The organism is Sporolactobacillus terrae DSM 11697 (genome assembly GCF_000648615.1).
GTDB lineage: Bacteria > Bacillota > Bacilli > Bacillales > Sporolactobacillaceae > Sporolactobacillus > Sporolactobacillus terrae.
The window spans coordinates 120,609-144,958 of sequence record NZ_JFZC01000004.1 but is presented as its reverse complement, the minus strand read 5'-3'; the positions used below and the strand labels follow the sequence as shown (position 1 = coordinate 144,958).

Here is a 24,350-nt window from a genome sequence, read left to right as displayed (position 1 = left end):
CCACCTTTCTTCGAGTTTTAACTTTTTGGCATAAATTCACGAACGGTTATAAATTGAAAATTCGGACTATATTTATGCAATGCTAATGTAAAAATGACTGTCCAATAACTCGACCCTCTGTGCACAGAAACAGGGTTTGTATAAAGCAACAAAAAATGGGGTTGTCCCGTCAACTCGGATTTCGGAGGCGTTTTATGTCCTAACAAAAATGATTACCCAAAATGCAGCATTGTAAATTTTTCCAAGAACAAGGAATGATGATTGGAGCATTAAAGCAGCGGTATTAAAAGAAATGCAATCAAAAAATATAAAGGGACGTGTGTCGATGTTAACCGTTGATTATGAGTCGCAAATGTCTCCTAGCGAAGTCGATCTGTATTTATTTCATGAAGGCACGCTTTATGAAGGGTATAAGGTATTCGGTGCCCATTTAGAACAATATAATGGTAGAAAAGGATTTCGCTTTACGGTATGGGCACCGCATGCACGAGCCGTTTCAGTTGTCGGTGATTTCAACGACTGGGATACTGAAGCAAATCGATTGGGTTTAGTAGAAAATTCTGGTGTCTGGACGGGGTTCATTGCAGATCTTGGCAATGAAGAGCGTTATAAATATGCCATTGAAACACCGACTGGTTCGATTGTTTTAAAGGCCGACCCCTACGCTTTCTACGCAGAAAAGAGACCCAATACTGCATCGCTTACGTGCAGTCCACTTCATGCATACGCGTGGCATGACAAACGCTGGATGAGGCAAAGAGCTAAAAAGGATCAATATCATCGTCCGATGAACATTTATGAATGCCATCTAGGGTCTTGGCGAAAAAACGACACCAATCATTTGATGACTTACAGACAGCTTGCGGATGAACTGGTTGATTATGTCGCGCGAAACGGGTTTACTCATATCGAACTCATGCCGATCATGGAACACCCGTATGATCGATCTTGGGGCTACCAGATTACCGGCTACTTTGCACCGACAAGCCGCTTCGGCAGCCCAGAGGATTTTATGTATTTTGTTGATACCTGTCATCAAAACAGTATTGGCGTTATTCTCGACTGGACGCCGGCACACTTTTGCCGGGATATACATGGTTTGGGAAAATTTGATGGAACACCGTTATACGAGCCGTGCGACCCCAAATTGGCAGATCGTCCGCAATGGGGAACCTACACCTTTGATTTTTCTAAAAACGAAGTGATCAGTTTTCTCATTTCCAATGTTCGTTTTTGGATGGACATTTATCATGTGGAGGGATTCAGAATTGATGCAGTATCGTCAATGATTTACTTAAATCATAATGGCGACCTGCCCTTTGAATTGAAGAATAAATACGGCGGTGATGAACATCTCGAAGCGATCGACTTCATCAAAAAACTAAATGAAGCGGTATTTCTGAAGTTTCCGGAGGCGTTGATGATTGCTGAGGAGGCAACCGACTACCCAATGGTTACAAAGCCAACGGACCAGGGAGGCCTTGGCTTTAATTATAAATGGAACATGGGCTGGGTTCACGATATGCTGCGCTATATGTCCTATGAACCATCTGAACGACGCGATCACCATAATCTCATTACGTTCTCAATGCTTTACGCATATTCAGAGAACTTTGTCCTGGCGTTTTCTCATGACGAGCTTGTCTATGGCAAACGTTCGCTTTTAAATAAAATGAAAGGGGATGAATGGCAGCGCTTTGCAAATCTTCGCGTGCTTTTTGGCTTTTTCATGACTCATCCAGGAAAAAAATTGCTTTTTATGGGCAGCGAATTTGCGCAGTTCGATGAATGGAAGGATCTCGAACAACTCGATTGGAATCTGTTTGACTTTTCAACGCATCGCGCGTTCCAACAGTACGTCACGGCTTTCAATCATTTTTACCGCTCCGTTTCATGTTTATGGCGGCTTGATCATGAATTGGACGGATTTCAATGGATCGATGCGGACAATGCCGAACAAAGTATTATTAGCTTTATTAGAAAAGGAAAAAGGAAGGGGGATTATTGCATCGTCGTCTGCAATTTTACGCCTGCTGTGTATCATCAATTTAAGTTAGGCGTACCGGCAGTGGGCAGCTATATAGAAGTGTTCAATAGTGATGCTGCTTCTTTTGGCGGTTCAGGACAATGCAATCATCGACCGATTATCGTGGAGGAAGCTCCTTTTCACAATCAGCCGTACCATATTAAATTGACGATTCCACCGCTGGGAATCACTATTTTAATGAAAGAGACAAAGAAAAGAAAAATAATGACCGCTTACGAACAAGTATAAAACAAAATAACAACGGTCTGTGTCCAGGAAAAGGAGAGAGAGAGATGAATGTTCTGTTTGCTGCGTCTGAAAGTGCCCCCTTTATTAAAACGGGAGGATTAGGCGATGTCATTGGTGCATTGCCCAAAGCTTTGCAAAGGGACGGGGTATCCGTCAGTGTTGTTCTGCCTAAATATATGGATCTTAATTCTAACTTTACCGATCGGCTGACTTACCTGAAGTATTTTTATGTTCCGCTAGGATGGCGACATCAATACTGTGGCGTTTTTTATTGTAAGGAAGCGGGCATTGATTATTACTTTCTCGACAATGAGTACTATTTTAAGCGTTCAGGCAGTTATGGCTATGCGGATGATGGAGAACGGTTTGCTTTTTTCGCTCGCGCAGTACTTGAGCTTTTGCCCCATTTAGCAAAAAAAACAGATCTGATTCATTGTCACGACTGGCAGACGGGATTAATCAGTGTATTTCTTCGCGCGCATTATCGCAGCAACCCTTTCTATCAAAACATGCGTACCCTCTTTACCATCCATAATTTACGTTACCAAGGTGTTTTTCCTAAATCTGTACTCGGTGATCTTCTCGGTTTAGATCAAACCTATTTTCATAAAGATGGTTTAGAATTCTATGATCATGTCAGTTATATGAAGGCAGGATTAGCCTACTCAGATCTGCTGACAACCGTCAGCCCAACTTATGCACAGGAAATTCAATATCCTTATTTTGGTGAAAACCTAGATGGTTTCCTGCGCTGGAATCATGATAAACTATCCGGGATTATTAATGGTATTGATCAAGAACTTTACAATCCCCTAACGGATCAAGCGCTGTATGAAACGTACAGCGCTACTCAAGGAAAACAAGCAAATAAGCAGGCGCTACAAAGTGATCTTGGCCTGCCTGTTGATGAAGCGACACCTATGATTGCCATGATTACCCGACTCACTGACCAAAAAGGCATTGACCTTGTTCTAAGCGTGTTTCATGAAATCATGAAGCTCGATGTCCAATTTGTGCTGCTGGGAACGGGGGAACGTAATTATGAGGATGCCTTTAAATGGCTTGCCGAATGCTATCCAAACGCCGTTTCAGTGAATATCTATTTTGATGATTCCTTGGCAAGAAAAATTTATGCGGGATCTGATCTGTTTCTTATGCCTTCAAAATTTGAACCGTGCGGGATTGGTCAGTTATTGGCCATGCGTTACGGCAGCCTGCCAATTGTACGCGAAACCGGTGGATTAAACGATACGGTCGTTCCTTATAATGGGTTTACACATGAGGGAAATGGCTTCAGCTTTACCAATTATAATGCCCACGACATGCTTTATACCATTGAACGGGCGATTCATCTGTTCCGTAACAATCGCCATGTATTCGATGAACTGACAAATCGCGCAATGGGGTTAGATTTTGGCTGGGACCAGTCAGCCAATGATTATCTAAACCTGTATCGCCGTATTGTCCAGTGACAGAAAGGAAATAGTCAGCGATGAAGAAATCATCGATCTATCCGACTCCATGATGCATTTTAATAATCCTAAGCTAAGACTTGGTTTTGTTACCATACCTATGTTCTTTTTCTTTAGGGACCGATTTAACAAAAATTGAAAGCGTATCCGTATAATTATTTTTTTATAAGATCCTGCTCAATTTAAATATGATTTTCCAATGATTCTCATAGGATGAAATAACGTCACTTTTACAGGATGAAGGAGGTGTGCGGAAGAAGGTGGTTGCACCATTCTTTTTCCAAATGATATGAAAAATGAAATGATCGCAATGATTTTGGCGGGAGGTCAAGGATCGCGTTTAGGCAAGCTGACGCGAACGATTGCAAAACCAGCAGTACCTTTTGGCGGGAAATACCGAATCATCGATTTTTCTTTAAGCAACTGCTCCAACTCCGGTGTGCGCACGATCGGTGTAGTTACCCAATATCAGCCCCTTGAATTGAATGGTCATATCGGCAATGGTGCCCATTGGGGTCTTGATCATAAGGATGGTGGCGTCACCATCCTGCAGCCGCATTCAAGTCTTGATGGAGAAAAATGGTTTAAGGGCACCGCTCATGCGATCTATCAAAATATAAGTTATATCGACAGTCATCATCCAACCTATTTATTAATCTTGTCCGGGGATCACATCTATAAAATGGACTATGAGCATATGCTGAATTTTCATAAACATAAGAAAGCCTCCGCGACTGTTGCGGTTATCCATGTGCCCTTAGATGAGGCCTCGCGATTTGGCATTATGAATACCGATAACACGGACCGAATTATCGACTTTGAAGAGAAACCGCAGAAGCCTAAGAGTAATCTGGCTTCAATGGGAATCTATATTTTTTCATGGGATGTCCTGCGCCGCTACTTGACTGAAAGCCATGCAACGGGTCAGAACATGGATGATTTCGGAAAAAACGTGATTCCGACTTTTCTTGCAAATGGAGAAAATGTGTTCGCCTATTCATTTAACGGCTACTGGAAAGATGTTGGTACCATTGAGAGCCTGTGGGAAGCGAATATGGCGTTTATCAATCCCGACCATGAACTCAGCATTCGCGATAAGCATTGGCGGATCTACTCAAAGAACCCAGTAGCGCCGCCTCATTATCTTTCCAAGGACGCGAGGGTTCAAGAGTCATTGATTGTTGACGGCTGCTATATATCAGGGAAAATCGATCATTCGATTATTTCACAAAATGTGAAAATCGGAACAGGCTCAGTGATTAAGGATTCAATCGTCATGGCCAATACGGTCATTGGCAAACATGTAGTGATTGATCACGCAATTGTCGGAGAACATGCGGTGTTTGCTGATCATGCACAAGTGGTTGGTGATTCAGCGATTGCAGTTGTCGGATACAACGAAATTGTGGGAGGGTTAAATGATGAGGCGGAATAAAATTTGCGGCATTTTAAATTTGACGGAATCTAAATCGGCGATCGATCCATTGACACGTCATCGCCCCATTGCCAGTCTGCCTTTTTGCAGCAGATATCGACTGATCGATTTTCCATTGACCAATCTGACTACGGCCGGTGTCGATACGATCGGTGTATTTACTCATGACAATCTGCGTTCGATTTATGATCATGTACGAAGCGGCAAGGAGTGGGGCCTAGACAGTATTTACGGCGGACTATTTTTTTTCTCTGATCCGCGCCTTGATCGAAGAGCGAACCGATTCAGTACTGAAGGGGATCTGCTAAATTATTATAACAATATCGAGTTCTTCGATAAGTCAGAGTCCGAGTATACCGTGGTTATGGGTACCCGTATGTTGTGTGCGATTGATGTGCAGGCCATCCTGCGCCATCATATTGAACAAGGCGCGGAGGTTACGGTTGTGTATAAGTCAATGGAAAACGTTGATAATGATGATCAAAACACGTCCTGTCTGACGATCGATGAAGACGGGAGGGTACGCGGGTTGAAGTCAAGTGTCTTGCATGACAAGACTGACCATGTGTACATGAATATGGAAATTTATCTTTTAAAGACAGAGCTGCTTACCAAATTAATTCGCAATGGAGTCGCTGAAAATGAACACTGCAATTTAAGCGACTTGCTTCATCAAGCGATTGTTGCCCTTCCATCAAATGGATTTGAATATACCGGATACATGAAGAATATCCACTCAGTTCGCTCATTTTATGAAGCAAACATGGATATGCTGCACGATTCAAATCTATTAGCCTTATTGAAGGGAAGTCAGCATATTCACACAAAAGTAAAGAACGAAGCGCCAACCTTCTATTCACGCTCCTCAGATGTAACCGACTCACTGATTGCAAATGGCTGCATGATTCATGGAGAAGTTGCTCATTCAGTTATTTTTCGTAATGTTCTGATTGAAAAAAAAACGGTGCTCAACAGCTCTGTCGTAATGCAAGGAAGCTCGATTGGCAGTGGAGCCGAACTGCATTACGTTATTCTCGATAAAAATGTGCGCATTGAACCGAATACTAAATTAATCGGCACGCAAGCAAACCCGATTGTTATTGAGAAAAATTCAGTGATCAGTCGAATTGTGGAAGGAGATTTCACGCGTCTGACAAATATAGGTAAGCCGATTCCGGAAGTGGACAGCAAGCAGTCTTCTAAAGGCTTTTTTCATCACTATTAATTCATTGTTCTTTTAAATTTAGCGTCTTTTGGTAAGAATGGGAATCATAGTTCGTCTAATTTTGACTGTAAACGCCAATGATCGATTTCTCATACAGCCGTCCGCAGCGTCGGCATTGCAACGAAGTCTCAGCAGGTGCTTAAAGCAGCTGGTTTAACCTAGTTTTCTTTATCGACTTATCTGTCGCTTGAGAACGATTACGATGAATTAAGGATGGTCAATTATGGATCTGTCGAAGCATAAATTTAAAGCGGATTTCAAAAAAATGCTCACTGAAGTCTATTCAATGGGTCTGAAAGAATCAGAAGCAACGGAGCAGTTTTTTACGTTAGGGAACTTAATTCGTTCTTACATTGCCAAAAACTGGAGCAAGACAAATCAAGCGTATATCGAGAAGAAAAAGAAACAAGTTTACTATTTTTCTATGGAATTTCTGCTCGGACGCATGCTGAAGAGCAACCTGCTGAATTTAGGAATTTTGGAAACGGTACGTGACGGATTGGGTGATTTAGGCATTGATCTTGAAGCGCTGGTTCAAATTGAACCGGATCCAGGATTAGGCAATGGGGGATTAGGTCGCTTAGCTGCTTGTTTTATCGATTCAATGGCGACAAGTGAAATACCTGCTCACGGCAACGGGATACGTTATAAATATGGCTTATTTAAGCAAAAGTTTGTCAACGGTTACCAGGTCGAACTTCCAGAAAACTGGCTGCAGAATGGAAATGTATGGGAAACGAGAAAGATGCATGCTGCAGTGACGGTACGCTTTTATGGTCATGTATGGCTGGAACATTCAGGTGAAGGGCATCTTGTTCCGCATTATGAAGATGCTCAAGAAGTGCTGGCTGTTCCGTATGACAGTGCGGTTATCGGATTTGATAATGAGATTGTCAATACGTTGAGATTATGGTCTGCGGAAGTGCCTCCTCAAGATGAGAGCACGGACTATTGGTCTTTTATTCATCAACGCAATGAAATAGAAAGTATATCAGAAGTGCTTTATCCAGATGATTCGAATTATGAAGGACGACTGCTGCGTTTAAAACAAGAATATTTTTTTGTATCCGCAGGTGTGCAGAGCATCATCCGCCATTATAAAAAGATGCATCTTGGTATCGAGCATTTGGCGGAAAAAGTTGCTATTCATATTAATGATACGCATCCGGCTCTGTGTATTCCAGAACTCATGCGCATTCTGCTTGATGAAGAGCACATGGATTGGGAACATGCATGGCATTTAACCATCAATACCATGAGCTATACGAACCATACGATTATGGCCGAAGCCATGGAAAAATGGCCGATTGAAATGATTCAAACACTTCTGCCGAGAATCGTACAGATTATTCACGAAATTGATCGCCGTTACGTCATGGAAATGGGGCGGCTGTTCGATTCAAAGCTGATTCAGAGCACGCGAATCGTAGAAGGTGGGCATGTAAGAATGGCTCATATGGCTATTATTGGCAGTCACAGTATCAATGGCGTCGCTCAGTTGCATACAAATATTTTAAAAGAAAAGGTGCTTCATCCATTCTGTCTGATTTATCCGTCGAAGTTTAATAATAAGACCAATGGCATCACCCAACGGCGTTGGCTGATGCTTGCTAATGAACCGCTTCGTCATTTGATTGATCGAAAAATCGGCAATGAATGGGCGACCATGCCAACTGAATTAAAAATGCTGAAGGCGTTTCGTGAAGATAAAAGGACATTGCAAGAACTAGCGGAAGTGAAGCATCAAAATAAAGTTCGATTTGCTCGGTTTGTTGACCAGAGCATGGGATTGGAAATCAACCCTGAAGCAATCTTCGATGTACAAATAAAAAGGCTTCACGCCTATAAACGGCAATTATTGAATTTGCTCCACATACTCAGTCTGTATTTTAAGCTGAAAGATCACCCGGAAGCAGATCTCTATCCACATGTCTTCATTTTTGGTGCCAAAGCAGCACCCAGCTATACTTATGCAAAACAGATCATTAAGCTGATTAATTCAGTGGCTGATCTGATTAACCATGATCCTGACATTCATGACAAATTGAAGCTTGTATTCGTTGAAAATTACGGGGTGTCGTTGGCAGAGAAGATCATTCCAGCGGCTGATGTTAGCGAACAGATTTCTCTTGCATCAAAAGAGGCATCCGGGACGAGCAACATGAAACTGATGCTGAACGGGGCCATTACTCTGGCAACTTTGGACGGTGCTAATGTTGAAATTAAGGAACATGTTGGTGAAGATAATATTGTACTCTTTGGATTGAGAGCGGATGAAGTCTATCACTACTATAATGAAGGAACCTACCACGCGCACGACTATTATGAAAAGAATCAAGTGCTTCACCGCGTCTTGAATGCGTTGATTGACGGCACAATCCCCGGAGCAGAAGCAGAAGGAAATGCGATTTTCGATTCTCTCGTTAGCTATGGTGATGAGTACTTTGTTCTTCGCGACTTTGACGATTACGCTGCTGCTCAAGGACGAATCGATCGGCTCTATCGTGATCCGCTTATCTGGCAGAAAATGGCACTCATCAATATTGCGAGTGCGGGTATTTTTTCGTCGGATTATACGGTTCAGCAATATGCGAGTCAGATTTGGGATGTCTCATCAAAGGTTCATCGAATTTAATGTTCATCGAAGTTAAGAAAGAAGGAATGCTATATGGGGGTTCCGCTGGTCTATTTCAACTCGTGGTCCGAACAGTATCGCCGTCCGTTTGGCGCAGTAAGAATCGGGTCTGTGATCTATTTTTCAATCCAGATTGAACAGGATGCAGCTGCTGAAGTCAACTTAATGATTCAGAAAGATGGGAACCCTTTTCACGAAGTGCTGATGAATCAGGCAGCGGATGAAAGTCGACGCTTCACCTGTAAATTCAAAACAGAGGGTACACCAGGCCTTTATTTCTACCATTTTCGAATCACTTTTCAGGAAGAAGGAAACGTTCAAACCATTTATTATTGCAAAGCTGCCGACTTGTATGGTGGTGAGGGTCGTATCGTTTCAGATCTGAGTCAAGTCGAACAGTATCAGATGACCTGTTTTCAATACGCTGATCCTGCACCGGAATGGTATCTTCACGGCGTTATCTATCATATTTTTGTTGACCGTTTTTTTAACGGTAATCGCCATAAACAGATGCTCCACCCGAAGAAAAACTCATTTATCTATGCAACCGAGGAGGATCGGCCTTACTATATTCGTGATAAAAATGATCAAATCGCCCGATGGGACTTCTTTGGTGGAAACTTGAGCGGGATTATCGCCAAACTGGTTAATTTAAAGCGTCTTGGTGTAACCGTCCTTTATCTCAGTCCCATTTTTGAAGCGCGAAGTAATCATAAATATGATACCGGGGATTTTCAAAAGATCGATCCGATGTTCGGCGACGAAAAGATCTTTAAAAAACTTGTGTCTAAGGCAGGGCAACTTGGGATTCGAGTCATTTTGGACGGCGTATTCAATCATGTAGGGGTTGACAGTGTTTACTTTAACCGCTATGGAAATTACGGATCGGGAGGTGCCTATCAAGATGCTTCATCACCTTATCATGACTGGTTTACTTTTCACGGCGACCGGGATCATTACGACTGCTGGTGGAGTATAACGGATCTTCCTACAGTGAATAAGGCGAAGATCAGTTACCAAAAATTCATTTACGATTCTGAAGAAAGCGTTGTTGATACGTGGACAGAAACGGGAATTGGCGGATGGCGACTTGATGTTGCCGATGAACTGAGCGATGGATTTATCGCCGGCATTCGAAATGCGTTGCAGCGGCATGAAAAAAAAGGGGAGCATAAAGTACTGATTGGTGAGGTGTGGGAGGATGCGACTAATAAAATCGCTTATGGAAAAAGACGCCATTATCTTGAAGGCGGAATGCTTCATGGCGTAATGAACTATCCATTCCGAGATCTGATTGTTAACCTGATTAATGGTAAAATTAATGCGCGACAGGCTGTACGAAGTTTTATGACGCTCAAATCAAATTACCCCCCTGAGGCTTTGCTCGCCAATATGAATAATCTGGGCACGCATGATACGGAACGCATTCTGACCGTGTTTCAAGAGAGTCAACGAAAACTGGGGCTAGCTGTTTGGCTTTTAATGGCTTTGCCTGGGGTTCCGTGTATCTATTATGGTGATGAAGCAGGGGTGGTTGGCGGAAAGGATCCGGATAACCGTAGTTTCTATCCATGGGGCAAAGAAAATCAGCAGCTTAAAGCAGTGTTTCAGGAAGCAATTCATGCGAGGCGAACCGATCCACACTTGCAGCATGGCGCATTCTATCCTTTCTCTCTCGGTCCTCTATTTGGCTGTCTTCGTTACGTATCGATGAATCAATTTACTGTTCTCCTCGTAAACCCAACTCGCGATTCAGTTAATATAAGTCTAGGGCAGTTGAAGGATGAGACCAATGGTTCTCTGCTCCGCTCCTGTCTGCAGTCGCTAGACCTGAACGGGGATCGATCGGAACCGATGGAGTATCATTATTATCACTTTGACCGGTCATGAATAGTACTTCGAGGGTGTCTCAAACGTTCGTTTTACTTTGAGAGGCCCTCTTGGTCGTGAAAACAACAAATAAAAAATAATTAAGCACGTGTTGGAATCTTGCGAGATTTCGAGAAAAAAATTCACTTTTAGAAAATATTTTGGAAGATTTATGTTATTATAGGTGTACACAAAAAAAGGCAGGACAGTTGAACACTTTAGTTACTAAGGACGACGTGCCGAACTAAAGTAGTCTGAACGTTCTGTTACTATCAGAAACCAAGGAGGAATTCGCGTTGACAGAGGCTTATGTTTATTATCAAGGCAAAATCGTAAAAGAGGATGATGTTAAGGTCAGCGTCCGCAGCAAGGCATTCAATTATGGCCTAGGTGTTTTTGAAGGTATCCGCGCTTATTGGGATGATGAAAAACAGCAGCTATACGCATTTAAACTTAAGGAACACTACAACAGATTGAAAGAATCAGCAAAAACCGTGAATATGGATTTTGATTTTTCAGTTGACGATCTGATCCAAGGTACAATCGACCTATTAAAAGCGAATAATTGCAGGACGACGACCTATCTTCGTCCAATCGTATATAATGATGCTCTAGACATCGGTCCTACCCTTGACGGAAAAGATGTAAAAGTTGTGATTTATACACAGCCGCTTAACAAGTATGCTGGAAAACCAGAACTGAGCGTCGGTGTAACATCATGGAGAAGGCTTTCGAATAACCAGCTTCCGCCTCGTACGAAAGCGACCGCAGCTTACTTGAATTCCGCACTGGCTGCGCTTGAAACAAAACGCGCCGGCTTTGACGAAGCGATTTTCTTAACTGACGGCGACCATGTTTGTGAAGGCTCCGGTGAAAACATCTTTATCTTCCGCAAGGGCAAGCTGGTTACCCCTCCTCCGGCAGATAATATTCTTGAAGGAATCACACGTGATCTTGTTATGAAACTGGCAGAAGAAGAGTTAGGTCTTGAAGTTGAAGAACGCAGCATTTCACGTTCCGAACTCTATGTTGCTGATGAAGTCTTCTTCAGCGGTACTGCTATGGAAGTTACACCGATTGTTGCCGTTGACCATCGTCAGATCGGAACCGGTCATGAAGGCGAAGTTTGTAAACAAATTAAAGAACTGTTCTTTAATTTAACGATCGGAAAAAATTCGAAATATGCTGAATCTTGCACGCCGGTCTACGATAAATAAGATCATCTTGAATCAACTATTTAGGCATAAAAAAAGAGAGGAGAACCTCTCTTTTTTTTAACTTTTTTAGCGCTCATCACATTTACGTACAAAAGTATAAGATTTTTGGTCATGCAAAAGACCGTGCATCAACGCGCAGATTCCTGTCTGTTTGAGGAGGCTTGTGGTGCGCCCGCGGCAAGCGAGTAACCGAAGCGACGATTCAGCACCGAAAAGACACGAATCCATCACACATGGCTGGAGATAAAGGACCAAGCACAGCTTGGTTTTTCTCATGCCTTCTTATTAAATAACACCTCTTTAAGAATCATGAAGAAAAGTATGAGCCCTATGGATAAAATAATATGTCCCATTCCTGCGAGTCCGGCGATTGCAGGACCTGAAGCGATACCGAGCACGTCAAGTGTTCCATGAATCGCCATCAAAGTGATTGTCCAAACGACACCGATATTGTAGATCCAAAAAAAGAGTGAAAACCGTTTGTTCGTACTCAACTGAAACAGTTTTTCAAGGCTGATCAGAATAAGGAAAAAGAACATACCTAAAATCAGCAAATGTGTGTGCAAAACAGACAGCATGGTTTCACCGCTAAAGTTCAGTGCCTTCGTTAATTCCCGATAATAGATTCCGGAAAGAAGGCCGGCAATCATATACCCGAGTGCTGCCGCATACAATTTTTTCATCGCGAATCCTCCAAATGATTCTAGCATTCCTGATTATTATAACGCGATCCGGCCATTCGGTTGCAATAAAATAAGTGAAATTGGTAAACTATGAAAGAATATATCTAACAGGAAAAATGAAAAGGTAAAAATATGGAGAAGCGAGGGAAAAAATGACACTGTCTGCAGAACATTTAACAAAGCGCTTTCAAAATTTCTTAGCAGTTGATAATCTTAATTTCAAAGTTGAAGAAGGAGAAATTTTCGGATTGATTGGTCAGAATGGTGCAGGGAAGACGACTACATTTCGCATGATTTTAAACTTGCTCGCACCAACCTCTGGGAAGATTAACTGGGGAGAACATCCGATTCGTGGATTGGAACGCGATCAAATTGGTTATTTGCCTGAGGAACGTGGACTCTATCCAAAAATGCCTGTCGAAGATCAATTACTATTCTTCGGTCAATTGCGCGGTTGGCCCAAAACGGTGCTCAGAAAAGAGATTAATGAATGGCTTGAACGATTTGAGTTAAACGAGAAACGCAAAGTGCTCACGGAGACTTTATCAAAAGGCAATCAGCAGAAGGTGCAATTGATTGCCAGCCTGATTCATAAACCGCGATTACTGATCCTCGATGAACCGTTTAGCGGGCTCGATCCTGTAAATGCCGGATTACTGAAGGATGCGATCGTTTCTCTCAAAAAAGAGGGAACCGTGATTATTTTTTCCAGTCACCGCATGGATCATGTCGAAGAGCTGTGCGATCATATTTGTCTGCTCAAGAGGGGGAGGTCGCTATTCTCCGGAGCAATCCTCGATCTGAAAAAACAATACGGGAAAATAAACTTGACCATTCGCGGGCCATATGTCGAGACTGAACTTGCGGTGCTTCCAGGGGTCGAATCGGTCACGAAAGAAAAAGACATGTATCGTTTGCGCTTACACCATGAACATGATGCACGGCCGATCTTTCAAACCCTTGCAAAGAACGGCTTTATCGAGCGATTCAGCTTAGACTATCTGTCGCTTGAGGAGATCTTTACACGAAAGGTGGCAGGTAAAGGTGAATAAGTTCATTCTGCTCTTCTCTCAATCCTACACGAATAAGCTAAAAGCCAAATCTTTTCTAATTACTACGCTGATTATGCTTGCCGGTATTGCCTGCTTTTTTATGTGGCCAACGATCAGCAGCTGGTTTTCTTCGGATGACAAGCCGATGACCATAGCAGTCTCTGATCAGACGAATGCGCAAGCAGAAACCTATTTTCACAGCAGCAAACAGATGAAATTTACACCGACAACACGTTCTGTGCATCAGGAAGAACAGCGCATAGTCAAGGGAAAAACGGATGCGCTGCTTGTGCTCTCACTGGATCAGAAAGGTGCTTTACAGGCAGAACTCAAGACGAAAAATCCGCTTCAATTAACCGATCAGCAAATGCTGGAAGAACAGACCCGCGCAGCAAATCAACTATTCACGATCCAGCAATTAAATTTAAGTGCTGAACAGGCACAAAAAATCATGAATCAAAAGATTGAACTCCATCAAAAAGTACTGACCAAGCATGCTGAAAAAGGAAAAACAAGCGGACAAAAGTCAACGGCAACCTTTGTCTCCTATGCGGTTGCGTTTGTCATCTATCTGTTCGTATTATCCTACCTGTCGATTATTTCCTCTGAGATTGCGGCAGAGAAGGACTCGCGAATTATGGAGATTATCATCTCAAGCACTTCACCAGTTATTCACTTATTATCCCGCGTTTTTGGCACACTGGCATTGGCGATGACTCAGTTTATTGTATTGATCGGTGGTGCATTGCTTATGGCACGCGGGTTCCAGGCAGGTAAGTACTGGGACATGGTTAGTACTCTATTTAGCGAACTGACACTGGGCTACACGGTTTTTGCAATACTGTTTTTCTTTCTGGCCTGTCTGCTCTATACACTGGTTGGCGCAGTGCTGGGATCGCTCGTCAATAAAGTTCAGGATGTTGGTCAAGCGGTGATGCCGGTGACGATGCTGCTCATGGTGGGATTCTTTATCGCAATCAGCGGAATGAGCAATCCGGATACGCTTCTCATCAAAATCTTCTCCTACGTCCCATTTACAGCATCGATGATCATGCCGATGCGTATTGGGGCAACCGATATGGCGCTTTGGCAGGCCTTTGTCTCGCTTGTACTCCTCGTGCTTACGATCATTGGTTTGTTCATGTTCAGCTTGCGTTTCTATCGTGGTTCAGTGCTCACCTATAGTAACGGCTCCATTATTAAGAAAATCAAACAAGCGATACTGCTTTCAAAATAAGATCACATGCATGGATCGGGAAATCACCCGGTCCTTTTTAATGGGCAAAAATTTATAATTGATGAAATAAAAGATTGCGAGACCAACGCGTGGGTGCTCAAGTTCCTGTACAATCGTACTTTGTTGACGAGACATGCTGGAGTAAGCCGAGGAAACGCTCTCGGTAGCCGGAGCATATTCATTACTTGTAAATGAGATCTGCATTCGATTATTTATCTATTACTTTGACTGATAGAGTAATCTATGCTATTATTGCTACATCAGATAGAGTAATAACCGATTAGCGGGAGGCGGTATTATTCGCAGCGATATATTACGAGGGCATCTCGACTCAATCATTCTGCGACTACTTAAAGATGGCGATTCGTACGGCTACGAGCTTTCAAAAAAAGTTAGCCGTAAAACGGAAGGACGCTTTGAAATTAAAGAAGCGACACTTTATGCCGTGTTTCAGAGACTTGAAAAAAAGCAGTTGATTGACTCTTATTATGGTGAGCGTTCCCATGGTGGAAAGCGAAAATATTACCGAATTACCACACTCGGGAAAGCCTATTTTCGAGAAATGATCGATGAATGGCGTGAGGTAAAGGAAATTGTGGACTTATTCATGGAGGAGACTGATTGATGAAACGGCTGAACATGTATCTTGATAAATTATTTGAGGATCTGCCAAGCAGCGAACAAACGGTAAAAGTTAAGGAAGAGATTACGCGTGATCTAGAAGAAAAGGTAGCAGACTTAATTGAAGAAGGAAAAACAGAAGAAGACGCAGTCAATAAAGTGATTGTTGAGTTTGGAGATATTGAGGAAATTAAACGCGAGATGGACCTTCCGCAGAATACATTTAATCGAAAACGTGAATTAGCGCGCATCAATTTCAGTTTCTCTATATGGGGCAGTGCATTGATTATCGCATTGGTTGTGTTTATTAATTTTTACTACACACCGCATATTATTTGGTTTATCTATCCTGCCTTTGCCATTTCTTGGTGGCCGCTCTCCATGTTTTATCATTTACGCCGCAAAAGGCTGGAGAAGGAACTATGAATAAAGAGCTTCAGAATTTTTTAGCAGCAGGCTGTATGATGACCGGGATCTTTCTGCTCGGTGTCAATTTGTCGATCCATTCCGGTTACCTGTTCACGATTATACCGCTGGCAGTCTTAACTTGCGCATCAAGTTGGTTCTTCATGCAAAATAAGAGACACGCATCGGTGATAACGTCAGTAATCCTTGTGGGCACATGCATAACCATCAATATGCTGGAAAGTCCTGATTACTGGTGGTTTGTTTATGTGCTGCCGATTGCTGTCTGCTTTCCAATCGTCGTTTGGATCGGTTCATCGGCAAAATCCAGAACTGCTGCAGTACTGATCAGTATTTTGTTTTCAGCGAGCTATTTGCTGCTTAATCTCTTTTTTGAAACACGCTTTTTTTGGAGCCTTTTTCCACTATTTGCAATGGGTTGGTGGCCGCTTAGTTGCAGTTTTGCGCATTTACCCAAACGGTTTGCATTTGCGGGATCATTTTGGATCATACTCTTTTTTATGGTACTGAACGGAATCACAACACCCAATTATTTATGGATGATTCATCCCACTTTTGCCGTTCTTTGGTGGCCGCTCAGTCTTTACTTTGCGAAAAAGCCCTTTCGATTTGCAATGATTTGTGCTGTGATGACCATTGTCTATTTAGCGAGCGTGAATTATTTGACAACACCGAACCGAATATGGGCGGTATTTCCAGCTTTTGCGGTTCTTTGGTGGCCACTTTCTGTTTACTACTTCATTACTGTTCCAAAAAAACGGAATCATTTTCGAACATAAAAACTTTTTTGAAACATAGTTTGGACAGATCACGTATTTAATGTTAGAGTGAGTCGAGAATCAATTTATGAACACCGGTTTGATGAACTTAAGCAATTCAGCGTGAAAAGCTGTTCTTATAAAGGAGCGAATGTAATGAGGTTAGCAATTGATGCGATGGGCGGCGACCATGCACCTGATGCAATGGTTGAAGGGGCAATCAAAGCCTTGAAGGAATTTCCTGAGCTTGAGATTACGCTCGTTGGCGACAAGGAAAAACTGAAGGATCTGGTAGGCGAACAGGATCGCATTGACATTCTGCATACCACTGAAAAGATTGAAGGAACCGATGCACCGGTAAAAGCGGTTCGCCAAAAAAAGCAGGCTTCAATGGTTCTGGCAGTAAAAGAGGTTCGCGAAAAGCGTTGTGAAGCGGCCATTTCTGCAGGCAATACCGGAGCGCTGATGGCATCAGGACTTTTTGGTGTTGGGCGTATTAAAGGCATTGACCGTCCCGCGCTCGCACCAACCTTACCGACAATTCATCAAAATAAGGGATTCCTGTTCCTTGATGTTGGTGCAAATGCGGAGACGAAGCCGGAAAACATGCTGCAATACGCAATCATGGGCAACATCTATGCAGAAAAAGTCATGCATCGCCCGAATCCTCGAATTGGACTTTTGAACATTGGCGAAGAAGCAGGTAAAGGAAACGATCTCGTTAAAGAGGCTTATAAACTTTTGAGCAATGCTCCGATTAATTTTGTCGGGAATATTGAATCCCGCGAGTTGCTTGAAGGACCGGCAGACGTTATTGTTGCAGATGGTTTTTCAGGCAATATGGTATTGAAAAGTATTGAGGGAACTGCGATTTCACTGATGACGCTGCTAAAGGAAACCCTAGGTGGTTCGTTGTACACAAAAGTACTGACCGGTCTGATGTATGGCAAGTTAAAAGCAGTGAAACAACATATGGACACGTCTGCATACGGCGGTGCACTTCTTTTTGGCCTTGCCGCACCAATCATTAAGGTTCACGGCTCGGCAAAAAGTGAAGCTGTATATACAGCAATTAAACAGGCACAGCTTTTGATCGATGAAGATGTGGTCGGAATTATTGAACATACATTCCATGACAAACATTACGATTGGCTGAACAGCAAAGCATAAACTGAAATGTAAAAAGGCTTGGGCATCTGCCCGAGCCTTTTTTTAAGAAAAGGAAGTATACGTTTTTTTACAGCAAAGCAAACGGTTGCGAACCAAACGCGCAGGAATCGTTTGGTTGAGGAGGCTCGCGGTGCGCCCGCGGCAAGCGAGTAATCGAAGCGATAATTCAGGTGCTTTTTTACCCGGGTTGTCTTAAATCAATGGATTAATCCCATTGGTAAGGAGTTTCTTGGTAAACATAGTAATTCAGCCAATTGGAAAACAAGAGATGCGCGTGCGAGCGCCAAGTGTTGAACGGTGTCCTTTGCGGGTCATCATTCGGGAAATAGTGTGTGGGAAGATGCGGATTCAACCCTTTCTTTAAGTCGCGTTCATATTCGGTCGCAAGCGTCCCTGTATCATATTCCAGATGACCGGTAATCATAATTTGTTTTCCTTGGTTTGCCATTAAAATAAAAGGTCCGGCTTCGTCGGAACCCGAGAGAATATGTAGGTCAGGATGAGCTTCAAGTGCCTTTACGTCGCTAGTCGTATAACGGGAATGCGGTGCAAAGAAGACATCATCGAAACCGCGCAGCAATTTTTCCTTTGGCTCATATAAAGTGTGGCTGAATACTCCGGATAACTTTTCCGGATAGGGAATTTTATCGACACCAAAATGATAGTACAGCGCGGCTTGAGCACCCCAGCAAATATGCAGGGTTGAGGTGACATGATCTCGGGACCAGTGCATAATTTCTTTTAATTCATTCCAATAATCTACACTGGAAAATGGGAGTTGCTCGACGGGTGCTCCGGTGATAATCATGCCGTCAAATTTTTTCTGCTGCACCTCATCAAAAATTGAATAGAATTGATCAAGATGAAGGTGACTCGTATTCTTTGACTCATGGGTTGCCATTTTCAGAAAGGTTACATTAACCTGCAAAGGTGTGTTTCCTAAGTGACGAAGTAATTGCGTTTCTTCCATTTCTTTTTCAGGCATTAAATTTAGAATCAATATGTTTAATGGACGGATGTCCTGGGTCATAGCGCGATCTTCATCCATCACAAAGATGTTTTCGTTCTCGAGAATTTCTCTTGCCGGGAGCAGTTTTGGTAATTTTATAGGCATAACATCAGTTCTCCTCATGGTAAACTTTGTATTAATAATAGCATAAGTTTGATCCGTCGCGTGTATTTTCATAAAACCTAAAGATTTAGAAAAAAATGTCGAAACTATTAGTATAGAAAAAAAGAAAATATTTTTCGTCTTAACAAAGACGCGAAGAACAGAGTGTATTTAATTCCTTAAAGGGGGGGCTTGTCCATGCTTAGCTCAAGGATGATGCATTTATTAAATCGTTCGATTGAGAAACAATCTGAACGTATTTTTGATGGGATATCAAGAGGACGTAAAAAAGCACTTGACAATTGGTTCCATGATCGGTGGAATGAACTGGAAAATGCGAATCAGATTGCCTACAGCTATGATGAACGCGGTACAGAAATTAGTGAAGTGCTTAAAGAACAATTGAAGAATAGTGATGCATTTATTGAATTTATGTTGCTGGACGAAACGGGCAAAGTCATGGTGTCCACTTGTACCAAGCATTTAGGTTTACAAATGACTGATTTGCCAAATTATGCGCGCGGCCTTAATAAAGAGAAATCGATGTACGGCCCTTATATCGATCATCGAACGCTGGATCTTGATCTAAGCAGCACACATTTTGCAGATGAAATCACGTTGATGTTTTCGACACCAGCGGTAAATGGTAAAGGCATTCCGCGTGTATTCATGGGCCGCGTGCTCAACGATACTATGAGCAATGTCATTCAGAATGAGGATGCTCATGTCTATAAAGACTCTGGTGACAACTATCTTTTTATGGTTAAAACGAATCGTGATATACTGCCGGGAACAGCAATCTCGCGGAGCCGATTTGAAGATAACACCTATACACTCGGGGATAATCTAAAAGCAGGGGTACACACTGCAAAATGGGGCCTCGTACAAATAAAAAAACATACTGAATTTGAAATTCGTTTTACTGATCCCGAAACAGGGGAACTGCATCCCGGTATTCAAAAAACAATCGACCATGGGCACAATCTTGATACGTGGCCGGGTTACCCCGATTATCGGCATGTCATGGTTGGGGGAAAAGGTACATTGATTCATCCTCCGTATTGTGATGAAGTCTGGGGCATGATGTGTGAAGGCGACATTCAAGAAATTTATCAGTTCAAAAGTTTAAGATTACGGCTTCCCATTTACTTTTCACTCGGAACATTGATTGCAGCAGGGCTAAATGGAATCGGTTATTCCGTGTCCCTTGCGGCAGGAATCGGGTGCACCGTGGCAACATGGGTGCTCCTATCGCTAGCCTTCCTGTTTGCTGCCAACCACATCGTCATTACACCAATTCGAAAAACCGTCGCTATACTCCATGAAATTGCAGAAGGCGATGGTGATCTCACAAAGCGGCTCAATAAAAATACGCAAGACGAAATAGGCGAACTTTCCCGTTGGTTCAATAAATTTATTAACAGTCAAATGGAGATGATCCAACGCGTTGGTGCATCGGCTAGAGCATCACAAAGCGTCTCATTTACAGCATCAAAGATGGCCGGTCGTATGGCAAGCGGTATGGATCTTGTCGGAGATAACGTTGATGAGCTGGTCGCTGCGGCCAGCGAACAAAACATGGTTTTTCAAAATGCGCGCAATCATTTTAATGGACTTTTCGCTTCGATTCAGGAAATGAGCGCGCTCATAAACGAGGTAAGTATACATACTGATGATACGAAGAATCGAACGATTCAGGCAAATAAGGCATCTTCAGTAGCACTTAACATGGTGCGTGAGCTAGAACAGGAAATGGATGCAACCATGAACCGCATTGACCAATTACATACACAATCTAAGTCGATCACCAAAGCGGTTACGGTAATTAAGAACATTAACGAGCAGACGCAGCTTCTCGCACTTAATGCTGCAATTGAAGCAGCAAGAGCGGGCGAAGCGGGAAAAGGTTTTGCAGTAGTTGCTAAGGAAGTATCAAAACTTGCCGAACAAACAGAAATGGCGACAAAATCAGTGGCAACCCTTGTACAGAGTATTCAAGACGAGACTAATCAAACCTTGAAAGAGATCAAGCAAACCAATGATAAAGTCAATCAATCGTCGTCTCAAATCAAAACGACAATCGGTTCGTTTAACCATATATCCAGTAATGTTGGCGAGATTTCTGAGAAAACCGATCAATTGATGGATATAACAACGAAGGAGAGCAGCGATTTGAATGAGATTGTACAGTCGATTAATCGATCAGCCGATGAAATTAAGCGGAGAACGGCTGAAGACGCATCAAGCAGTGAAGCATCAATGAAAACACTGCATGAGGTCTCCTCGGAAATGGAGCGCTTAAACCAAATCACCAATAGTTTGGACTATGTATCCGATCAATTGCAAAAAATGGTTGCATCGTTTAAAACGGTTTGATTCATTAGGGAGGGTGTCTCAAAAGTCAATTGACTTTTGAGACACCCTTAAAAAATGTCTATTTTGGGATTAAGCGCGAAGATGCGAGCAATCGGAGCGCAGTATAAATCCAACACCCTTTTGGGACGTCCTCCTTCTATTTTTTACTTAATTATAATATCGCTTATTTGCAAGGATTACATAGGGAATAACTGCGGTTTTAAATATTAGAAAATTAACAGGATTCAAAAACTTTGTCGGAATATCTGACATAGATAGTGTTTGTGAAAGAAGATTAAATTATTATTACATTATAGAGCCGCATTAAATAGAGATAGTTTAGAAAGAGATAGCGGGGGTGAACGCTACATAAAAGACAGATAATTGGGATTTATTCAAGTGTTTTTGCTTTTATAAAAAGGAGGATGACAATGAAATTAAAGAGAGTCGTACCATTACTAGCAATTATTGCATTATTAGTCGGTGTCCTTGCGGCATGCTCGCCAAAATCAGGCGGATCAAACGGAAAAACAGTGATTGAGATTGGCAGTCAATCGCCACTCTCAGGCGGCAGTGCAACCCTTGGCGATGCCATCCGGCTCGGTGCAAAATTAGCAATTGAAGATCGCCAAAAAGAATTTGAGAAAAAAGGATTTCAAATTAAATTAAAAGATCTTGATGATCAAGGTGATCCGAAAAAAGGTGTGGCAAACGCTCAGATTCTTGCCTCTGATAAAGATGTACTTGCTGTTGTCGGCCACTTGAACTCGGGCGTTGCGATTCCGTCTTCTGAAGTTTATAACAAAAACAATTTAGCAATGGTATCGCCAGCTACTACAGCAACGGTTGTTACTGATCGTAAACTTCCTACGGTTAATCGTATCTGTGCTCGTGATGATTTCCAAGGTCCAGCAGGCGCAAACTTTGCAGTAAAAACACTCAAAGCGAAAAAGATATTTGTTATTCAAGATAAAACAGCATACGGTTCAGGTCTTGCTGAACAGTTTAGAGATCAAGCCAAGAAGCTGGGTGCTGAGATTGTCGGCTATGAAGGAATCACAGTTGGTGAGAAGGACTTTAACGGTGTTCTTAGTCAAGCTGTAGCGAAGAAACCTGATCTGATCTATTTCGGCGGTGTCTATGCTGAAGGCGGCCTGATCATTAAACAAGCGCGTCAGAAAGGCTTCGATGGCCCGATCATGGGCGGCGATGGTCTTGATTCTTCATCGACCGTTCAGATTGCCGGGGACTCAGTTAAAGGAGTATACCTAACATCGGTTGCCGGAGATGTATCAAAAACGGAAAAAGGCCAAGCATTTGCCAAAAAGTACAAGAAGGAATTTGGTAAGAACGTTGAATCTTATTCAGCTTATGGTTATGATGCAGCCGGTGTTATTCTGGAAGGGCTAATGAAAGCGATCGATGGTAATGACGATAAAAAACCAACTCGTGAACAAGTAACAAAAGCGATTCGTTCGGTTCAAAATTATGATGGTGTAACAACTAAAGTAAGTTTGGATGACAAAGGCGATAACAAATACGCCAAAGTTTACATCTATAACTTCGCTGAAGCTAAGTATCCGCCAGTTCAGAAAGCGGAAATCAGCCAATAATTGAACCCATGAATCAGTAAATGAAATTCAAGGATATTCATGAATAATTAATGTGGACTAAAAGGGTATTGAGCAGCACGCTTATGCCCTTTTAGGATTTTATTGGCAGTCTTCACATAACCTTGGACAGAAATTAGCTGTTCCAACAAATAAAATACATCCAAACCAACAACTCGTGAGGAAAGTGGTGAGAGCATGCTTGCACATATCATTCAGAATTTGCCCCAAGTACTCATTGATGGTCTGACACTTGGCGTAGTTTATGCGGTCGTGGCAATCGGCTATACGATGGTTTATGGCATTCTTGAGTTGATTAACTTCGCACATGGCGACGTATTCATGACAGGAGCTTTTATGGGAGCAATTGTTCTTTTCTTATTAATGGGAATGGGATTTCTTGCAGCGTTACCGGCCATACTCGTATTTATCATCGTTATCGTGATTGCCGCCATTGCTACCGGACTTTTGGGGGTCGGCATTGAGCGGGTAGCCTATCGGCCGCTGCGAAAGAAAAATGCTCCGAAACTGATCGCACTGATCACTTCTATCGGTATCTCTTTTGTGCTTGAAGATTTGGTTCGTTTTATTGCGGAATTAAAAACAGGTAACTACATTGTGACAGCGCCGCCGATGTTTAATCACAAGTTTACGCTGAATCTCCATAGTGCCTTACCTTTTTTTAACAACGCAACCTTCCAGTCATCATTTTTACTCGTGCTCATTGTGACGATCATTATGCTGATTGCGCTTGATCTTTTTGTGAACAAGACAAAATGGGGAATGGCGATGCGAGCGGTTGCCCAGGATCGTGATACAGCGTCGCTGATGACAATTAATGTGAATCGAGTGATCTCAGTGACCTTTTTTATCGGATCTGCACTTGGCGGGGCAACCGGTGTACTTTTTATGATCCAATATGGAACCATTGATCCGTATATTGGGTTTGTACTCGGCATCAAAGCGTTTACCGCTGCTGTTCTTGGGGGGATTGGAAACATTCGAGGAGCTATGTTCGGTGGCGTCATGCTCGGACTGCTGGAGATGTTTGCAGCTTCAAACCTGTCCATTATTACCCATGGGGCAATGGGAGCCGAATATAAAGATGTGTTTGCCTTTATCATTTTGATTCTTGTCTTAATTTTCAAACCAGAAGGCTTATTTGGTAAAGCCGTCGTAGAGAAAGTGTAGGTGACAAG

At 42.5% G+C, this 24,350-nt stretch carries 18 protein-coding genes; 16 read left to right on the top strand and 2 right to left on the bottom strand.

Annotation, left to right across the window (positions count from 1 at the left end; genetic code table 11):
• Positions 1-325 precede the first annotated feature (325 nt).
• From glgB to AA84_RS0100635, 7 genes are all read left to right on the top strand, one after another.
• Positions 326-2,275 (top strand): 1,4-alpha-glucan branching protein GlgB, encoded by a 1,950-nt coding sequence (gene glgB / locus AA84_RS0100665; RefSeq protein ID WP_028975625.1) that lies wholly within the window; start codon positions 326-328, stop codon positions 2,273-2,275.
• A 44-nt stretch (positions 2,276-2,319) separates the two neighbouring features.
• Complete coding sequence (gene glgA, locus AA84_RS0100660; RefSeq protein WP_028975624.1) at positions 2,320-3,747, top strand: glycogen synthase GlgA; 1,428 nt, start codon at positions 2,320-2,322, stop codon at positions 3,745-3,747.
• Between the two features lie 289 nt (positions 3,748-4,036).
• Positions 4,037-5,182 (top strand): glucose-1-phosphate adenylyltransferase, encoded by a 1,146-nt coding sequence (locus tag AA84_RS0100655; protein ID WP_028975623.1) that lies wholly within the window; start codon positions 4,037-4,039, stop codon positions 5,180-5,182.
• Positions 5,169-6,407 (top strand): glucose-1-phosphate adenylyltransferase subunit GlgD, encoded by a 1,239-nt coding sequence (gene glgD / locus AA84_RS0100650; protein ID WP_028975622.1) that lies wholly within the window; start codon positions 5,169-5,171, stop codon positions 6,405-6,407. Before AA84_RS0100655 ends, glgD begins: the two co-directional genes overlap by 14 nt.
• Positions 6,408-6,630: 223 nt before the next feature.
• Positions 6,631-9,042, top strand: a complete 2,412-nt coding sequence (locus tag AA84_RS0100645) for a glycogen/starch/alpha-glucan phosphorylase (RefSeq protein WP_028975621.1) — start codon at positions 6,631-6,633, stop codon at positions 9,040-9,042.
• Between the two features lie 33 nt (positions 9,043-9,075).
• Entirely contained in the window at positions 9,076-10,932 is a 1,857-nt protein-coding gene (locus tag AA84_RS16745; RefSeq protein WP_051577713.1) for a glycoside hydrolase family 13 protein, read from the top strand.
• A 275-nt stretch (positions 10,933-11,207) separates the two neighbouring features.
• Positions 11,208-12,128 (top strand): branched-chain amino acid transaminase, encoded by a 921-nt coding sequence (locus AA84_RS0100635; protein ID WP_028975620.1) that lies wholly within the window; start codon positions 11,208-11,210, stop codon positions 12,126-12,128.
• 272 nt (positions 12,129-12,400) lie between these two features.
• Here the strand turns inward: AA84_RS0100635 and AA84_RS0100630 are convergent, their stop codons facing one another.
• Positions 12,401-12,811 carry a DUF2871 domain-containing protein gene (locus AA84_RS0100630; RefSeq protein WP_028975619.1) on the bottom strand — a complete coding sequence of 137 codons (411 nt, stop codon included), beginning with the start codon at positions 12,809-12,811 and terminating at the stop codon, positions 12,401-12,403.
• 152 nt (positions 12,812-12,963) lie between these two features.
• Between AA84_RS0100630 and AA84_RS0100625 the strand changes: the two genes are divergently transcribed.
• From AA84_RS0100625 to plsX, 6 genes are all read left to right on the top strand, one after another.
• The gene (locus AA84_RS0100625; RefSeq protein WP_028975618.1) at positions 12,964-13,863 is read left to right on the top strand and encodes an ABC transporter ATP-binding protein; all 900 of its coding nucleotides are present in this window, start codon (positions 12,964-12,966) and stop codon (positions 13,861-13,863) included.
• Positions 13,856-15,100 carry an ABC transporter permease gene (locus AA84_RS0100620; RefSeq protein WP_028975617.1) on the top strand — a complete coding sequence of 415 codons (1,245 nt, stop codon included), beginning with the start codon at positions 13,856-13,858 and terminating at the stop codon, positions 15,098-15,100. Before AA84_RS0100625 ends, AA84_RS0100620 begins: the two co-directional genes overlap by 8 nt.
• Positions 15,101-15,395: 295 nt before the next feature.
• Positions 15,396-15,725, top strand: a complete 330-nt coding sequence (locus AA84_RS0100615; RefSeq protein WP_028975616.1) for a PadR family transcriptional regulator — start codon at positions 15,396-15,398, stop codon at positions 15,723-15,725.
• Positions 15,725-16,147: a permease prefix domain 1-containing protein gene (locus AA84_RS0100610; protein ID WP_028975615.1), complete on the top strand. Its 423-nt coding sequence runs from the start codon at positions 15,725-15,727 to the stop codon at positions 16,145-16,147. The genes AA84_RS0100615 and AA84_RS0100610 overlap by 1 nt, the downstream gene beginning before the upstream one ends.
• Positions 16,144-16,926, top strand: coding sequence for a hypothetical protein (locus AA84_RS16740; RefSeq protein ID WP_037562549.1), 783 nt, complete (start codon positions 16,144-16,146; stop codon positions 16,924-16,926). Before AA84_RS0100610 ends, AA84_RS16740 begins: the two co-directional genes overlap by 4 nt.
• A gap of 135 nt (positions 16,927-17,061) precedes the next feature.
• A complete protein-coding gene (plsX, locus tag AA84_RS0100600) occupies positions 17,062-18,075 on the top strand; it encodes a phosphate acyltransferase PlsX (protein WP_028975614.1) in 1,014 nt (337 codons plus the stop codon).
• Between the two features lie 205 nt (positions 18,076-18,280).
• On the opposite strand, the gene metA is transcribed toward plsX, so the two are convergent.
• Positions 18,281-19,189: a homoserine O-acetyltransferase MetA gene (gene metA / locus AA84_RS0100595; protein ID WP_028975613.1), complete on the bottom strand. Its 909-nt coding sequence runs from the start codon at positions 19,187-19,189 to the stop codon at positions 18,281-18,283.
• 195 nt (positions 19,190-19,384) lie between these two features.
• Between metA and AA84_RS0100590 the strand changes: the two genes are divergently transcribed.
• From AA84_RS0100590 to AA84_RS0100580, 3 genes are all read left to right on the top strand, one after another.
• Positions 19,385-21,562 carry a methyl-accepting chemotaxis protein gene (locus tag AA84_RS0100590; protein WP_028975612.1) on the top strand — a complete coding sequence of 726 codons (2,178 nt, stop codon included), beginning with the start codon at positions 19,385-19,387 and terminating at the stop codon, positions 21,560-21,562.
• Between the two features lie 410 nt (positions 21,563-21,972).
• A complete protein-coding gene (locus tag AA84_RS0100585) occupies positions 21,973-23,154 on the top strand; it encodes a branched-chain amino acid ABC transporter substrate-binding protein (protein ID WP_028975611.1) in 1,182 nt (393 codons plus the stop codon).
• A gap of 195 nt (positions 23,155-23,349) precedes the next feature.
• Complete coding sequence (locus AA84_RS0100580; protein ID WP_028975610.1) at positions 23,350-24,342, top strand: branched-chain amino acid ABC transporter permease; 993 nt, start codon at positions 23,350-23,352, stop codon at positions 24,340-24,342.
• Positions 24,343-24,350 lie beyond the last annotated feature (8 nt).

Excerpts from the sequence above, each read along its gene's own strand:
- glgB (WP_028975625.1), top strand. The coding sequence starts at position 326 with ATGTTAACCGTTGATTATGAGTCGCAAATGTCTCCTAGCGAAGTCGAT.
- glgA (WP_028975624.1), top strand. The coding sequence starts at position 2,320 with ATGAATGTTCTGTTTGCTGCGTCTGAAAGTGCCCCCTTTATTAAAACG.
- AA84_RS0100655 (WP_028975623.1), top strand. The coding sequence starts at position 4,037 with ATGAAAAATGAAATGATCGCAATGATTTTGGCGGGAGGTCAAGGATCG.
- glgD (WP_028975622.1), top strand. The coding sequence starts at position 5,169 with ATGAGGCGGAATAAAATTTGCGGCATTTTAAATTTGACGGAATCTAAA.
- AA84_RS0100645 (WP_028975621.1), top strand. The coding sequence starts at position 6,631 with ATGGATCTGTCGAAGCATAAATTTAAAGCGGATTTCAAAAAAATGCTC.
- AA84_RS16745 (WP_051577713.1), top strand. The coding sequence starts at position 9,076 with ATGGGGGTTCCGCTGGTCTATTTCAACTCGTGGTCCGAACAGTATCGC.
- AA84_RS0100630 (WP_028975619.1), bottom strand. The coding sequence starts at position 12,811 with ATGAAAAAATTGTATGCGGCAGCACTCGGGTATATGATTGCCGGCCTT.
- AA84_RS0100625 (WP_028975618.1), top strand. The coding sequence starts at position 12,964 with ATGACACTGTCTGCAGAACATTTAACAAAGCGCTTTCAAAATTTCTTA.
- AA84_RS0100610 (WP_028975615.1), top strand. The coding sequence starts at position 15,725 with ATGAAACGGCTGAACATGTATCTTGATAAATTATTTGAGGATCTGCCA.
- AA84_RS16740 (WP_037562549.1), top strand. The coding sequence starts at position 16,144 with ATGAATAAAGAGCTTCAGAATTTTTTAGCAGCAGGCTGTATGATGACC.
- plsX (WP_028975614.1), top strand. The coding sequence starts at position 17,062 with ATGAGGTTAGCAATTGATGCGATGGGCGGCGACCATGCACCTGATGCA.
- metA (WP_028975613.1), bottom strand. The coding sequence starts at position 19,189 with ATGCCTATAAAATTACCAAAACTGCTCCCGGCAAGAGAAATTCTCGAG.
- AA84_RS0100590 (WP_028975612.1), top strand. The coding sequence starts at position 19,385 with ATGCTTAGCTCAAGGATGATGCATTTATTAAATCGTTCGATTGAGAAA.
- AA84_RS0100585 (WP_028975611.1), top strand. The coding sequence starts at position 21,973 with ATGAAATTAAAGAGAGTCGTACCATTACTAGCAATTATTGCATTATTA.
- AA84_RS0100580 (WP_028975610.1), top strand. The coding sequence starts at position 23,350 with ATGCTTGCACATATCATTCAGAATTTGCCCCAAGTACTCATTGATGGT.